12 protein-coding genes are annotated in these 14,240 nt (G+C 71.2%); 9 read left to right on the top strand and 3 right to left on the bottom strand.

Annotation, left to right across the window (positions count from 1 at the left end; genetic code table 11):
• Positions 1 to 85 precede the first annotated feature (85 nt).
• Positions 86 to 1,918 (bottom strand): AMP-dependent synthetase/ligase, encoded by a 1,833-nt coding sequence (locus tag ACFWE2_RS13055; protein WP_377224654.1) that lies wholly within the window; start codon positions 1,916 to 1,918, stop codon positions 86 to 88.
• A 165-nt stretch (positions 1,919 to 2,083) separates the two neighbouring features.
• Between ACFWE2_RS13055 and ACFWE2_RS13060 the strand changes: the two genes are divergently transcribed.
• A complete protein-coding gene (locus tag ACFWE2_RS13060; RefSeq protein WP_377224655.1) occupies positions 2,084 to 3,028 on the top strand; it encodes an ROK family glucokinase in 945 nt (314 codons plus the stop codon).
• A 145-nt stretch (positions 3,029 to 3,173) separates the two neighbouring features.
• Here the strand turns inward: ACFWE2_RS13060 and ACFWE2_RS13065 are convergent, their stop codons facing one another.
• Complete coding sequence (locus ACFWE2_RS13065) at positions 3,174 to 3,782, bottom strand: hypothetical protein (RefSeq protein ID WP_377224656.1); 609 nt, start codon at positions 3,780 to 3,782, stop codon at positions 3,174 to 3,176.
• A gap of 56 nt (positions 3,783 to 3,838) precedes the next feature.
• Between ACFWE2_RS13065 and ACFWE2_RS13070 the strand changes: the two genes are divergently transcribed.
• Positions 3,839 to 4,603 carry a lysophospholipid acyltransferase family protein gene (locus ACFWE2_RS13070; protein WP_377224657.1) on the top strand — a complete coding sequence of 255 codons (765 nt, stop codon included), beginning with the start codon at positions 3,839 to 3,841 and terminating at the stop codon, positions 4,601 to 4,603.
• Positions 4,604 to 4,624: 21 nt separating this feature from the next.
• Here ACFWE2_RS13070 and ACFWE2_RS13075 read toward each other — a convergent pair whose 3' ends face one another.
• Positions 4,625 to 5,632 (bottom strand): LacI family DNA-binding transcriptional regulator, encoded by a 1,008-nt coding sequence (locus ACFWE2_RS13075; protein ID WP_377224658.1) that lies wholly within the window; start codon positions 5,630 to 5,632, stop codon positions 4,625 to 4,627.
• A gap of 249 nt (positions 5,633 to 5,881) precedes the next feature.
• Here ACFWE2_RS13075 and ACFWE2_RS13080 point away from each other — a divergent pair, with 249 nt between their 5' ends.
• The 7 genes from ACFWE2_RS13080 to ACFWE2_RS13110 are packed head-to-tail and all read left to right on the top strand — an operon-like array spanning position 5,882 to position 14,221.
• Positions 5,882 to 7,159 (top strand): extracellular solute-binding protein, encoded by a 1,278-nt coding sequence (locus tag ACFWE2_RS13080; protein WP_377224659.1) that lies wholly within the window; start codon positions 5,882 to 5,884, stop codon positions 7,157 to 7,159.
• Between the two features lie 2 nt (positions 7,160 to 7,161).
• A complete protein-coding gene (locus ACFWE2_RS13085) occupies positions 7,162 to 8,052 on the top strand; it encodes a carbohydrate ABC transporter permease (protein ID WP_377224660.1) in 891 nt (296 codons plus the stop codon).
• Positions 8,052 to 8,936, top strand: coding sequence for a carbohydrate ABC transporter permease (locus ACFWE2_RS13090; protein ID WP_377224661.1), 885 nt, complete (start codon positions 8,052 to 8,054; stop codon positions 8,934 to 8,936). The genes ACFWE2_RS13085 and ACFWE2_RS13090 overlap by 1 nt, the downstream gene beginning before the upstream one ends.
• 9 nt (positions 8,937 to 8,945) lie before the next feature.
• Complete coding sequence (locus tag ACFWE2_RS13095) at positions 8,946 to 10,130, top strand: glycoside hydrolase family 1 protein (RefSeq protein WP_377224662.1); 1,185 nt, start codon at positions 8,946 to 8,948, stop codon at positions 10,128 to 10,130.
• A gap of 26 nt (positions 10,131 to 10,156) precedes the next feature.
• Positions 10,157 to 11,749, top strand: coding sequence for a glucoamylase family protein (locus ACFWE2_RS13100; RefSeq protein ID WP_377224663.1), 1,593 nt, complete (start codon positions 10,157 to 10,159; stop codon positions 11,747 to 11,749).
• Positions 11,746 to 13,380: an alpha-amylase family glycosyl hydrolase gene (locus tag ACFWE2_RS13105; RefSeq protein ID WP_377224664.1), complete on the top strand. Its 1,635-nt coding sequence runs from the start codon at positions 11,746 to 11,748 to the stop codon at positions 13,378 to 13,380. Before ACFWE2_RS13100 ends, ACFWE2_RS13105 begins: the two co-directional genes overlap by 4 nt.
• A 10-nt stretch (positions 13,381 to 13,390) precedes the next feature.
• Positions 13,391 to 14,221: a phosphoribosylaminoimidazolesuccinocarboxamide synthase gene (locus ACFWE2_RS13110; protein ID WP_377224665.1), complete on the top strand. Its 831-nt coding sequence runs from the start codon at positions 13,391 to 13,393 to the stop codon at positions 14,219 to 14,221.
• Positions 14,222 to 14,240: the final 19 nt, after the last annotated feature.

Consider the following 14,240-nt stretch of genomic DNA (forward strand, 5'->3'; position numbering starts at 1 on the left):
GGGCCGTTTGACCGACCGATCTCAGGGCAACGGACCGAAGTCATGGCCCGCCGCCAGCCAGCAGCAAGCAAGAAGCCGAGGAGCCTCAGCCGATGAGGTGCAGGCTCTCCTTGTTCTTGTCCGCGTACAGGCGCTCGACGTCCGCGTCGAAGTCCTTCAGGAACACCGACCGCTTCACGCTCTGCTTCGGCGTGAGGTAGCCGTTCTCGATGGTCAGGTCCTCTGCCAGCACCGTGTACTTGCGGATCGACTCCGCCTTCGAGACGGCCTTGTTGGCGCGTTGCACCGCCTCGTCCAGCGCGGCGAGGACGTCGGGGTCCTTGCGGGCCTCCTCGACGGACAGCGCCGGCTTGCCGTGCATCTTCAGCCAGCCCGGCAGGCCCTCTGCGTCGAGCGTCACGAGCGCGCCGATGTACGGCTTGTTGTCGCCGACCACCACGCACTGGCTGACCAGGGCGTGCGCCCGGATCCGGTCCTCGAGGTTCGAGGGCGCCACGTTCTTGCCGCCCGCGGTGACGATGATCTCCTTCTTACGGCCGGTGATCGTGAGGAACCCGTCGTCGTCCAGCACCCCGAGGTCGCCGGTGCGGAACCAGCCGTCCTCGGTGAACGACTCCGCCGTGGCGGCCTCGTTGTTGTGGTAGCCCCGGAAGATGTGGTGACCCTTGAGGAGGATCTCGCCATCCGCCGCGATCCGGACCCCGCAGCCCGGAAGCTGCGGGCCGACCGAGCCGATCTTCGTCGCCGTCGGCCGGTTCACGCTGGTCGGTGCGGTGGACTCGGTGAGGCCGTAGCCCTCGAGCACCTTCAGGCCCAGGCCGCGGTAGAAGTGGCCGAGGCGCTCGCCGAGCGGCCCACCGCCCGACACCGCGAACTCCGCCTGGCCGCCCAGCCTGGCCCGCAGCTTGGAGTACACCAGCGCGCTGGCGACCGAGTGCTGGATCCTCAGGCCAAGACCCGGGCCCGACGGCGTGTCGAGTGCCCGCGACCACGCGATACCCGTCGCGGCGGCCCAGTGGAAGATCTTCGCCTTGCCGCCGGCCGCGGCCGTCTGCTCGGCGGTGTTGTAGACCTTCTCGAACACGCGCGGGACCGCGAGGATGAACGTCGGCCTGAACTCGCCCAGACCGTCGACCAGCGTCGTCGTGTCACCCCAGTGCCCGGTGACGACGCCGCCCGCGACGGCGAGGACGTGGACGTAGCGCGCGAACACGTGCGCCATCGGGATGAACAGGAGGGTGCGTCCGCCCTCCTTGGCGAACACCTCCGGCACGGCCTCGACGGCGTTCACGGCGAGCGACGCGAAGTTGCGGTGCGTCAGCTCGGCGCCCTTGGGGCGACCAGTGGTGCCCGAGGTGTAGATGATCGTGGCGAGGTCGTCGAGGCCCGCGAGGCCACGGCGGCGCGTGATCTCCGTGTCGGGCACGTCCGCGCCGTCGGCCGCCATCGCGTCCAGCGCGCCGTCGTCGATGACGAGCACGTCGGTCACGTGGGGGCAGGCGGCACGCACCTCTTCGACGGTCGCGGCGTTGGCCGCGGTCTCCGTGACGACGAGCTTCACGTCGGCGTCGGACAGGATCCACTCGACCTGTTCGGCCGAAGAGGTCTCGTAGACCGGTACGGGCACCGCGCCGGCAGCCCAGGCCGCGAAGTCCAGCACGGCCCACTCGTACCGAGTGCGGGACATGATCCCGACCTTGTCGCCGGGCTCGATACCGCGGGCCACGAGGCCCTTCGCCACGGCGACCACCTCGGCGTCGAACTGGCCGGCCGTGACGACCCGCCAGGGCTCACCCTTGCCGGCCGGAACCTCCATCATCGGCTTGTCGGCACCGGCGCCGACACGATCCGCGAGTACATCGTTGAGATTGGAGGTGGGGGGCAGCTCGATGAGAATCGGGCTGAAGATCTCGTCCATTCTGACTCCAGTGGCAGTACTGACCGTGCCTGCAAAGATACCGGGAAACGGACGCCGCGTGTTGCACTCCGGGCGGTCGCTACCCTGGTTCTGTGCACCTTTCGGTGCAGTCCCCTTCTCGACGGCCTGAACGACCGTCGTGCGAACGAGAGAACGTGAGGACGAATGCACGCCATCGGGGTCGACATCGGCGGCACGAAGATCGCTGTGGGAGTCGTCGACGAGGAGGGCAAGATCCTCGCCCAGGTACGCCGGGAGACCGACGCCGACGACGTCGCGCACATCGACAAGGCGATCGCCGACGCCTGCAACGAGCTCGTCCGCGAGCACGAGGTGGGCGCGATCGGGCTCGCCGCGGCGGGCTTCGTCAGCCCGGACCGGACGTCCGTGAACTTCGCCCCCAACATCGCCTGGCGGGAGTACCCGCTGGCCGCAAAGGTGGCCGAGCTGGTCGACGCCGACCTGCCCATCGTCGTGGAGAACGACGCGAACGCAGCGGGCTGGGCCGAGTTCCGGTTCGGCGCAGGCCGCGACGCCACCGACATGCTCATGCTCACTGTCGGCACCGGGCTCGGCGGCGCCGTGATCTCCGAACGGGAGCTCGTCCGCGGAAAATGGGGCATGGCCGCGGAGGTCGGGCACATGCGCGTGGTGCCGGAGGGTCACTACTGCGGCTGCGGCCACGAGGGCTGCTGGGAGCAGTACGCCTCCGGCAGCGCGCTGGAACGCGACGCCCAGCACGCCGCCGTGGCGCGTGACGGACAGGCGAAGCGGCTGCTGGAGCTCGCGGGCGGTGACCCGGCCGACATCCGCGGCAGGATGGTGACGCAGGCCGCCCAGGAGGGCGACGAGCTCGCGATCGAGCTGCTCGCGACGCTCGGACGCTGGATCGGTGAGGGCTCCGCATCGGTGGCGGCCCTGCTCGACCCGGAGCTCATCGTCATCGGCGGTGGCGTGGGCGCCGCCGGAGAGCTGCTGCTCGGCCCGGTCCGGCGGGGCTTCGAGGCCCAGCTCTCCGCGATGGGCCACCGGCCCGTGGCGAAGATCGAGCTGGCCGAGCACGGCAACGAGGCCGGCATCGTGGGCGCGGCGGATCTCGCCCGCCGCTGAGCCGACCGCCCGCCGACATGTCAGAAGCTCAGTTCACCCGGGTGAACTGAGCTTCTGACATGTTCCACGGCGTGTCGCGTGGTCAGACGACACCTCCGGCTCAGACGACATTGCTGGTCGCCTGAGCCTGCGGTTCCGCTCCGGCTCAGACGACGGCACCCGGGCCGTCGTCGTCGGGGTCCCGCTGGTGGGGCATGCGCCAGATCAGCACGCCGAGCCCGGCCACGAACAGGCCGAGGCCGACCTGCCCGGCCAGCGGGGGGATCGACAGCGACGACGCGGCCGACACGACCATCCCGACCAGGGCCAGCGACGGAACACCCACGACGAAGCTCCAGGCCATCGTGAGGAGCGGGTCGCGTGACATGAGCGGCGGCGGCTCCGGCGGCGTGAAGTGGGACTCCGCCTCCTCGAGCGCCTCGACCTCCGGCGTCAGGGGCCAGTCGCGCGGGCCGGCGGGCAGGATCACGCGCGACCCGGTCGCCGGCTCGTCGGAGCGGTCGCCCGCGGAGTCGTCGACACGGTCGCCGGCGATGCCCTCGTCGTCCGGCCGCTCGTCATCCTGCCGCAAAGTCTGAGAAGATTCGGCGGGCCTCGTAGGGTCGTCGGCCGCGCCGCCGGCCCGTGAGGCACCCAGGTCGCCGAGGGTCGCGACGATGTCGGCCCAGCGCGAGGCCACGTCGTCGTCGCCCAGCTCGCGTGGGGTGTCGCCGGGCACGTCGTCGTCTCGGTCGTCGGTGTTCGATGCGGCCATGCGCACACTCTATTGTCGTCGGGGGGCCCGCGGGGCCGGGTCTGGAGGAGGAAATCTTGTTCTACTGGGTGATGCGGAACGTGCTGGTCGGCCCATGGCTGCGCCTCGCGTACAAGCCGTGGGTCATCGGCGGCAAGAACGTGCCGCGAACAGGCCCGGCGATCATGGCGAGCAACCACCTCGCGGTGATCGACTCGTTCATCCTGCCGCTCGTGGTCCCGCGCCGGGTGACCTTCCTCGCCAAGTCCGACTACTTCACGGGCAAGGGCGTCAAGGGCAAGATCGTGGCCTGGTTCATGACGGGCATCGGCATGATCCCCGTCGACCGCTCCGGCGGCGCGGCGAGCGAGGCCGCGCTGCGCACGGGGCTGCGCGTGCTGCGCGAGGGCAACCTGTTCGGCATCTACCCCGAGGGCACCCGCAGCCCTGACGGCCGCCTCTACAAGGCGAAGACCGGCGTGGCCCGGATGGCGCTGGAGTCGGGCGCCCCGGTCATCCCGGTCGCCATGGTCGACACCGACGTCGCCCAGCCGCCCGGCCGGGGCGTGCCCACGTTCATGCCGCTCGGCGCGGTGATCGGCGAGCCGCTCGACTTCAGCCGGTACAAGGGCATGGAGACCGACAAGTTCGTGCTGCGCGCGGTCGCCGACGAGATCGAGTACGCGATCCTGGCGCTGTCCGGCCAGGAGTACGTGGACGCGTACGCGGCCAGCGCCAAGGAGCGCATGGCCCGCGGCGAACCCCTGCCCCCCGCGTCCGAGGAAGGTCCCGGCGGCCTGCCGCTCCCGGAGGTCGAGAAGCCGCAGCGGCCCACCCGCTGACCCTTTCCGGCCGGGAGCGGTTCAGCGCGGTGGTGGGGCCGTCGACGACCGTTCCACCAGGGTGGTGGCCAGCTCGGTGCGGAGCGTGTGGCCGCTGGCCGTACGGGCCCGGTGCACCAGGTCGACGGCGGTGGCGCCCATCTCCGCGAGCGGCTGGCGCACCGTGGTGAGCGCCGGGTCGATCCACGGCGCGATCGGCAGGTCGTCGAAGCCGACGAGCGAGACGTCGCGCGGCACGGAGAGCCCGGCCTCGCGCAGCGCACGCAGCGCGCCGAGGGCCGTGTCGTCGCTGCTGGCGAAGATCGCGGTGGGCGGCTCGTCCAGGGCCATGAGCCGCTGGGCGCCCTCGTACCCCGACGTGACGCCGTAGGCGCCGACGTACACGAGCTCGTCGTCCGTGTGCACGCCGGCCCGGATCAGCGCGGCGCGGTAGCCCGCGAGCCGCGCGATGGCGTTGTCCTGCTCCAGCGCGCCGGTGATCGTCGCGATGCGCCGGTGGCCGAGCCCCAGCAGGTGCGCCGTCGCCTCGAGCCCACCCTGGAAGTTGGTGGCCCCGACGCTCAGCATCCCCTCGGGCGGCCGCTGCCGCGGGTCGACGACGACGAGCGGCGTGCCCGTGTCCGCGAGGGCCCGCCGCGCGTCGGCGTCGGGCACAGCGACGATGCTGACCAGGCCGTCGGTGCCCCGTTCCAGCGCGTGCCGCACCCAGGCGCTGCAGTCGTCGGGGTCCGGCTCGACCGCGAGGACGACGTCGAGGCCGAACCGCCGGGCGCCCGCGACGGCGCCGCGCACCACGGCCTCCGACCAGGTGCCCTCGAAGTCGACGATGCGCACGTCGATCATGCCGGTGGGCTTCGCCGACGGCGGGCGGACGGCGTACCCGTGCCGCTCCAGCACCTCCGTGACCCGTTCGCGGGTCGCGCCCGCGACGTCGGGCCGCGCGTTGAGGACCTTCGAGACCGTCGGGACCGACACACCCGCCTCGGCCGCGACGACCGCGAGCGGGATGCGGGACTGGTCCTGTGCCATGGGTCCTCCGTCGGCCGGGGCGAGATCGAGTTTCCGAAACCAGGATCGTAGCCGACGTCGGGACAGGCGCCGTCACCCCGATCTGTCCGACAGCATCCGGGCAGCATCCGGGCCACATCCGGGCTACATCCGGACGGAATCCCGGCCGGCGCCGCCATTGACAGCACCGCGACCCGCGTCTAACCTCCCGTGGTCTTTCCGAGATCAGGCTTCGAAATTTCGGAACAGCGGATCAACAAAGGAGTGATCGTGAACAGGACACCTCGCCTCGTCGCAGCGGCGACGGCGTCGACCCTCACGCTGGCCCTCGCCCTCACCGGGTGCGGCCGCGGCGACGAGGCCGGCACCACGGCAGAAGGCCCCAGCGGCATCGCGGACGGTCCGGCCACCGGCACCGTCGAGGTCTGGGCGATGGGTACGGAGGGTGAGCTGCTGCCCGAGCTTGCCGAGCAGTTCGAGGCCGACAACCCCGACGTCACGGTGAACGTCACGCCGGTGCCGTGGGAGTCGTCCACCGAGAAGATCAACACGGCGATCGCCACGGGCGAGGTGCCCGACGTCATGCAGGTCGGCACAACGCTCGTGAGCGGTTTCGTGGAGCTCGGCGGGCTCGCGCCCACGCCGGAGGACATCGACTCCGCGGCCTTCTTCCCGGGTGCGTGGGACACCACGGTCGTCGACGGGACGTCCTACGGCGTGCCCTGGTACGTCGAGTCGCGCGTCCTGTACTACCGCAAGGACCTCGCGGAGCAGGAGGGCCTGGAGGCGCCCAGGACCTGGGCCGACCTCACGGACTTCGCCGCAGGCCTGCAGGACGCCGGCGCCGAGCACGGCATCGCGCTGCAGACGCGCGGCAACTCCACCGCCCTGATGTACCTGCCGTTCTACTGGCAGGCGGGCGGCGAGATCCTGGACGACGCCGGCGAGTTCACGCTCGACAACGACGCCCAGGTCAAGGCCCTGGAGTACTACTCCTCCTTCATGCGCGACGGACTCGCCCCGCCGGTGCTCGTCGAGGAGGAGAAGGTGCAGAACTTCATCGACGGCGACCTCGGCTCGTTCGTCTCCGGCCCCTGGGAGCGCGCCAACCTGCTGACGACGGCGGGCGACGACTTCGCCGACTCGTTCGGCGTGGTGCCGCTGCCCGCGGACGAGGCGACCGGTTCGTTCATCGGCGGCTCCAACCTCGGCGTCCTGGCCGACGCCGCCAACCCGGACGCCGCCTGGAAGTTCGTCCAGTTCGCCACCGACCCCGCCACCCAGGTCGACTGGTTCGAGATCTCCAGCGACCTGCCCGCCGTGCAGGCCTCCTGGGACGACCCGGCGCTGGCCGACGACGAGGCGGTCGCCGTCTACCAGGACGTCCTGGAGACCGCTCGCTCGACGCCTGCGATCCCGACCTGGGCCGAGATCGAGCACGAGCTCGACCTGATCATCGAGCAGGTCATCGCCGGTGAGGTGAGCCCGGAGGACGCGGCGAAGCAGATGCAGGACGCCGCCACCTCGATCGGGACGGGTCTGGACTGACCGTGGCCGTCTCCGCACGCCGCCGCCGCGCGGGCCTGGCGGCCTGGGGCTTCGCGCTGCCCTTCACCGTGCTGTTCGCCGTGTTCATGCTGGTCCCGGTCGCGTCGTCCCTGTACATGGCGTTCACCGACATGCGGGGCGCCGACCTCCGGACGCCGTGGGCCGTGAACTTCGTGGGTTTCGACAACTTCGTCGAGGCCCTCACGGACCCGAAGTTCCAGCAGGCCGCCGGCAACACGCTCTACTTCGTCGGCGTGGCCATGCCGCTGACCCTCGGGCTCGCGCTGCTGCTGGCGGTCCTGCTCAACTCGGGCCTGGTGTGGTTCCGGTCGGTGTTCCGCGTCGGCTTCTATGCCCCCGTGGTGACGTCGATCGTCGCGGTGGCGGTCGTGTGGCGGTTCCTGCTGCAGCCCGACTTCGGGCTCGTGAACTCGGTCCTCGGCGCCGTCGGCATCGACGGGCCGCGCTGGCTCACCGACGAGGTCTGGGCCATGCCCTCGCTCATCGTGATGGCGACCTGGCGCAACGTCGGGTACTCGATGGTGATCCTGCTCGCGGGGTTGCAGGGCATCCCGCGCGACATGTACGAGGCGTCCGCCATCGACGGCGCCGGCGCGGTGCGCCAGTTCCGGTCCATCACGGTCCCGCTGCTGCGGCCCACGCTGCTGTTCTGCGCGGTCATCACCGGCATCGGCTACCTGCAGTTCTTCGAGGAGCCGTTCGTCATGACGCAGGGCGGGCCGCTGGGCGCCACCAACTCGGTCGCCTACGAGGTCTTCAACCAGTTCGGGTTCGGCAACTACGGCCTGTCGGCCGCGATGAGCTACGTGCTGTTCGTGGCCATCGTGATCCTGTCGTACCTCCAGTTCCGCCTGCTCAGGACGGAGAAGTGATGGCAACCGACGTGCTGACCAGAGATGCGGTGACAGCGCCGGCCGTCGGCCGCCCCACCACGCGCCGCCTCTCCCCGCGCGCGATCCTGCTCAACGTCGCGCTCCTGATCGGCCTGGCGGCCTCGATCGGGCCGCTCGTGTGGATGCTCCTCTCGTCGGTCAAGCCGGAGGGCGAGATCCGGCAGTTCCCGCCCACCCTGATCCCCGACCAGGTGACCTGGGCCAACTACACCGAGCTGTTCGCCACGCTGAGCTTCCCGCGGTACTTCCTCAACTCCGTGGTCGTCGCGCTGCTCGTGACCGTCGGGTCGGTGCTGTTCAGCGCCATGGTCGGCTACGCACTGGCCAAGCTCGACTTCCCCGGCAAGCGGACCCTGTTCGCGCTAGTCATGGGCACGCTGATGGTCCCGGGCATGGTCACGTTCGTGCCCCTGTTCGTGCTCGTGGCCAACCTGGACCTCATCAACACGTACGCGGCGCTGATCCTGCCGTTCCTCGCGGCGCCGTTCGGGGTGTTCCTCATGCGGCAGTTCATGCTCGACGTCCCGGACGAGCTGCTCGACGCCGCGCGCGTCGACGGCGCCGGCGAGTTCCGCACGTTCTTCCGGATCGTGCTGCCGCAGGCCCGGCCGGCGCTGGCGACGCTCGGCATCCTCACCTTCCTCGGGTCCTGGAACAACTTCCTGTGGCCCCTGGTCGCCGTGCAGTCCGCCGACAGGTACACGCTGCCCGTGGCACTGGCCCTCTACTCGACCGGCCAGAACACCGTGCAGTACGGCCTGCTCGTGGCGGGCGCGACGGTCATCGTGCTGCCCATCCTCATCGTCTTCCTCGTCCTGCAGCGGCACATCGTGCAGGGCATCTCGACCACCGGACTCAAGTAGGAGCCATCCGTGACCGAACAGATCACGCTGCCCACCGCACCCGACTTCCTGTGGGGCGCGTCGACCGCCGCGCACCAGATCGAGGGCGGCAACGTCAACAGCGACTGGTGGGCGAAGGAGCACGTCGCCGGGACGCTGTGCGCGGAGAGCTCCGGCGACGCCGTCGACAGCTACCACCGCTACCCCGAGGACATCGCCCTGCTGGCCGACGCCGGCCTGAACGCGTACCGCTTCTCGGTCGAGTGGGCGCGCATCGAACCCGCCGAGGGCGAGATCTCGCGGGCCCAGCTCGCGCACTACCGGCGCATGATCGACACCTGCCTGGAGGCGGGGGTGACGCCCGTGGTCACGCTCCTGCACTTCACGCTCCCGCGCTGGTTCGCCGAGCGCGGCGGCTGGTTCGCGCCCGACGCCGTCGACGCGTTCAGCCGCTACGTCGAGACCACCACGCGGATCCTCGGCGACGTCGGCCACGTGGTCACGATCAACGAGCCCAACATCACCTCGATGATGCTCGGCGCGAGCCGGCGCACCAACCTCGACGCGGCGGGCCTGGCCGCCCCCGACGAGGCCGCCTCGGAGATCCAGGCCACCGCGCACCGCCGCGCCGTCGAGATCCTGCACGGCCTCGGGCACGTCCGCGCGGGCTGGACCATCGCCAACCAGGTGTTCCAGGCGGCGCCCGGCGCCGAGGCCGCGCGGGACGCCTACGCCTACCCCCGCGAGGACTTCTTCCTGGAGGTCTCCCGCGGCGACGACTTCGTGGGCGTGCAGAGCTACCTGCGCACCATCATCGGGGCCGACGGCGAGCCGGTGCCGTTCGGCGACGACGTCGAGAAGACGCTGACCGGCTGGGAGTACTACCCGCAGGCGCTCGGCGAGGCGCTCGAGTACACGCACAGGATCACCGGCGGAGTGCCGATGATCGTCACCGAGAACGGCATGGCCACCGCCGACGACGCCCGCCGCATCGACTACACGCGGGAGGCGCTCGCTGGCATGGCCCGGGCGATGGCCGGCGGCTGCCGGGTCGACGGCTACCTGCACTGGTCGCTGCTCGACAACTACGAGTGGATGAGCGGCTTCGCCCCGACCTTCGGCCTGGTCGCCGTCGACCGTACGACGTTCGAGCGCACGCCCAAGCCGAGCCTCGAGTGGCTCGGCAAGGTCGCCCGCACGGGCGAGCTGTCCTGACTACGACGACGTAGAGGAGACACACCATGAGGACCTACCCGAGAAGGCACAGGGCGGCGGTCACGGCGGCCGCCGTCGCCGCCGTGACGTTCACCGTCGCCCCGGCGATCACCGCCGTCCCGGCGAGCGGGAGCACGGGCGACAGCACCGCCCGCGCGGAGGCGACGCAGAGCACGGCCCTGAACGGGCGGGACCAGCGCCTGCTGCGCACCTGGGCGGCCGACACCTGGCGCTCGTTCGACGCGCTGGTCGTCGAGGAGACCGGGCTGCCCGACGACAACATCGGCGGCGACCTCGACCCGGGCAGCCGCGGCGGGTACACCTCGCCGACCAACATCGGCGCCTACCTGTGGAGCACAGTCGTGGCCCGGGACGTCGGGCTGATCGACCGGCGCGAGGCACGCGAGCGCCTGGCGACCACCGTGGAGACCGTCGCCGGGCTGGAGAAGCACGAGCCCAGCGGCATGTTCTACAACTGGTACGACCCCGCGACGGGCGCCAAGCTCACGACGTTCCCGACGAGCGGCGACCCGGTCAAGCCGTTCCTGTCCAGCGTCGACAACGGCTGGCTGGCCACCGGGCTGCTGCTGGCGAGCCGCGCGGAACCGTCGCTGGCGGACGAGGCGGACGCCGTCCGCGCGGAGATGGACTTCGGCTGCTACTACGACCCGGCGCAGAACCAGATCCGCGGCGGGTTCTGGGACGTCGACCCGCAGGAGACGGCGCCCGTCCCCGGCGACTACTGCGGCATGGGCGCCGACGTCTGGTACACGGGCCATCACTACGGCGCGTTCAACACCGAGCCACGCATCGCCTCCTACCTGGGCATCGCCGAGGGACAGATCCCAGCGAAGCACTACTTCGGCACGTACCGCACGTTCCCCGACACCTGCGACTGGGACTGGACCGAGACGCGGCCGGTCGGCGAGTGGGCCGAGTACCTGGGGGTGCCCGTCTTCGAGGGCGCCCTGCCCTACCGCGGCCTGCGGGTGGTCCCGACGTGGGGCGGCAGCATGTTCGAGGCGCTCATGGTGCCGCTGTTCGTGCCCGAGGAGACGTGGGGGCCGCGCTCGTGGGGCCGCAACCACCCGCTGTACGTGCGCGGCCAGATCGAGCACGGGATGCGGGAGGCCGAGTACGGGTACTGGGGCTTCTCGCCGTCGAACGACCCGGCCGGCGGGTACCGGGAGTACGGCGTCGACCAGCTCGGGTTGGACGGGCCGGGGTACACCTCCGACCAGGAGCGGACGACCGTCGACCAGCCGTACGAGGGCTGCCGCGCTGGCTCGCCGGCGCCCACGGAGTACGGCGACGGCGTCGTGACGCCGCATGCCTCGTTCCTCGCGCTGCGGTACGCGCCCCGGGAGGCGATGACCAACCTGCGGAACATCGCCGCGGACTTCGACGCCTACGGCCCGGGCGGCTTCTACGACGCCGTGGCCGTGCGCAGCGGCCAGGTCTCCCAGCGCTACCTGGCCCTGGACCAGGGCATGATCCTGGCCGCGCTCGGTAACGAGCTGGCCGACGACGCGATGCGCCGCTACGTCGCGCCCGGCGCCCTGGAGCAGAAGGTCCGCCCGCTGATGCGGATGGAGCAGTTCAACGTGGGTCGCCCGTGACCTCCGTCGACCTCGCCTCACGCCTGGGGCGCACCGTGCTCTACCAGATCTATCCGCAGTCCTTCGCGGACGCGAACGGTGACGGGATCGGCGACCTCGCCGGCATCACCGACCGCCTGGACTACCTCGCGTGGCTCGGGGTGGACGCGCTCTGGCTCAGCCCGTGCTTCGTCTCGCCCTTCGCCGACGCCGGGTACGACGTCGCCGACTTCTTCCGGGTGGCTCCGCGCTACGGCACGAACGAGGACATGGCCCGGCTGACCGAGGAGGCGGGCCGGCGCGGCATCTCCGTGCTGCTCGACCTCGTGGCGGGTCACACCTCCGACCAGCACCCGTGGTTCCGCGCGTCCGCCGACGACCCGGACGACCATCGCTTCGTCTGGAGCGACGTGCCCGTGGAGGGCTTCCAGCCGGGGCTGGGTGCGCGCGGCGGGTACTACCGGCCGAACTTCTTCCCCGTCCAGCCCGCGCTGAACTACGGCTACGCGCGCCCTGATCCCGCGGAGCCGTGGCGTCAGCCCGTCGACGCCCCGGGCCCGCTCGCCAACCGCGCCGCCCTGCGGCAGATCATGGCGCACTGGTTCGACCTCGGGGTCGCCGGGTTCCGCGTCGACATGGCGTCGTCGCTCGTCAAGGACGATCCGGGCCACCTGGAGACCGGCCGGCTGTGGCACGAGACGCGCGCCTGGCTGGACGACGCCTACCCCGGCCGCGTGCTGATCAGCGAGTGGGGCGACCCGCGGGTGGCCGTCCCGGCGGGCTTTCACGTGGACTTCTTCCTCCAGTTCGGGGGCGACGACGACGGGCTGCCGTTCCGCTCGCTGTGGAACAACGGCGCCGGAACGGTGAACCCGTCCTGGGGCGAGGTGCCTGCCTGGGCCGGCGCCGACGGCACGGGTGACGCCCGTACGTTCGTCGACGCCTGGCGGGCCGCCGCCGACGCCATCGCGGCGACCGGCCGCGGCGGCGTGGTCGGCCTGCCGACGTCGAACCACGACTTCACGCGGCTGGTGGCCGGCGCACGCGACGCCGAGCAGGCCCGTGTGGCCCACGTGCTGACGATGACGTGGCCCGCCCTGCCGTCCGTCTACTACGGCGACGAGATCGGCATGCGGTACGTGCCAGGCACACCGACCCTCGAGGGCTCGCGCCTGAGCCCCACGTACGACCGCGCGGGGTCGCGCACCCCCATGCAGTGGGGCGACCTTCCGGCGGACAGGTTCGGTCCGGGTAGCCCAGCTACCTCGACGTACCTGCCGCAGGACCCGGACCCGGCCCGCCCGACGGTCGCCGGCCAGGTGGACGACGCCGGCTCCCTGCTGCGCCTCGTCCGGGACCTGATCGCCCTGCGGCACGACGACGACCGCCTCGACGCCGCCGCGACCATCGAGGTGCTCACCACCGCGTATCCCCTGGCCTACCTCCGGGGCGGCACGCTGGCCGTCGTGCTCAACCCGGGCCGGGCCGCCGTGCGCCTCCCGCTCGACGGCGCCGCCGGTGCCCGGCCGCTCGTCTCCCGGGGGCTCCGTCTCGAGGCGGGCGACGACGGGCGCGGCGTCGTGCACCTGGACGGGCACGGGTACGCCGTGCTCGACCTGGACATGCCTGAGCCGCACCGGCCGGCGGGTTAACCTTGGCCGCGTGGAACTGATCCGTAAGGGCAAGGTTCGCGAGGTCTACGCGGACGGCGACGACGTAATCCTGGTGGCTTCCGACCGTGTGTCGGTGTACGACGTCGTGCTACCGACGCCGGTACCCGACAAGGGCGCGATCCTCACGCAGATCTCGCTGTGGTGGTTCCGTCAGTTCGCGGACCTCGTGCCCAACCACGTGATCAACGAGGACGTCCCGGAGGAGTGGAAGGGTCGCGCGGTCCGCTGCAAGCGCCTGGAGATCGTGCCCGTCGAGTGCATCGTGCGCGGCTACCTCGCGGGCGGCGGGCTGGAGAGCTACCGCGAGTCGGGCAGCGTGTCCGGTGTCGCGTTCCCGCCGGGGCTCGTCGAGGCCGATCGGCTGCCGCAGCCCGTCTTCACACCGTCGACCAAGGCCGACGAGGGCCACGACGAGTACATCTCCGTCGAGGAGATCGCCAAGGACCTGGGCGAGGAGACGACGAGCCGCCTGCGGGACCTGTCGCTGACGATCTACGAGCGCGGCGCCGAGATCGCGCGCGAGCGCGGCGTGCTCATCGCGGACACCAAGTTCGAGTTCGGCACCGACGCGGACGGCGTCCTGACGCTCGCCGACGAGGTGCTCACGCCGGACTCCTCACGCTTCTGGAAGGCGAGCGAGTACGAGCCGGGCCGTGGGCAGTGGTCCTACGACAAGCAGTTCGTGCGCGACTGGTCCTCGACGCTCACGGACTGGGACCGCACCTACCCCGGCCCGGAGATCCCCGCCGACGTCGTCGCGGAGACCCGCGCGCGCTATGTGGAGATCTACGAGCAGCTCACGGGCGAGACCTGGGTCTGACGGCCGAACGCGCCGTTCG

It is taken from the genome of Promicromonospora sp. NPDC060271 (assembly GCF_042726755.1).
GTDB lineage: Bacteria > Actinomycetota > Actinomycetes > Actinomycetales > Cellulomonadaceae > Promicromonospora.

Coding starts and splice junctions, on each gene's coding strand:
- ACFWE2_RS13055 (WP_377224654.1), bottom strand. CDS start 1,918: ATGGACGAGATCTTCAGCCCGATTCTCATCGAGCTGCCCCCCACCTCC.
- ACFWE2_RS13060 (WP_377224655.1), top strand. CDS start 2,084: ATGCACGCCATCGGGGTCGACATCGGCGGCACGAAGATCGCTGTGGGA.
- ACFWE2_RS13065 (WP_377224656.1), bottom strand. CDS start 3,782: ATGGCCGCATCGAACACCGACGACCGAGACGACGACGTGCCCGGCGAC.
- ACFWE2_RS13075 (WP_377224658.1), bottom strand. CDS start 5,632: ATGGCACAGGACCAGTCCCGCATCCCGCTCGCGGTCGTCGCGGCCGAG.
- ACFWE2_RS13090 (WP_377224661.1), top strand. CDS start 8,052: ATGGCAACCGACGTGCTGACCAGAGATGCGGTGACAGCGCCGGCCGTC.
- ACFWE2_RS13100 (WP_377224663.1), top strand. CDS start 10,157: ATGAGGACCTACCCGAGAAGGCACAGGGCGGCGGTCACGGCGGCCGCC.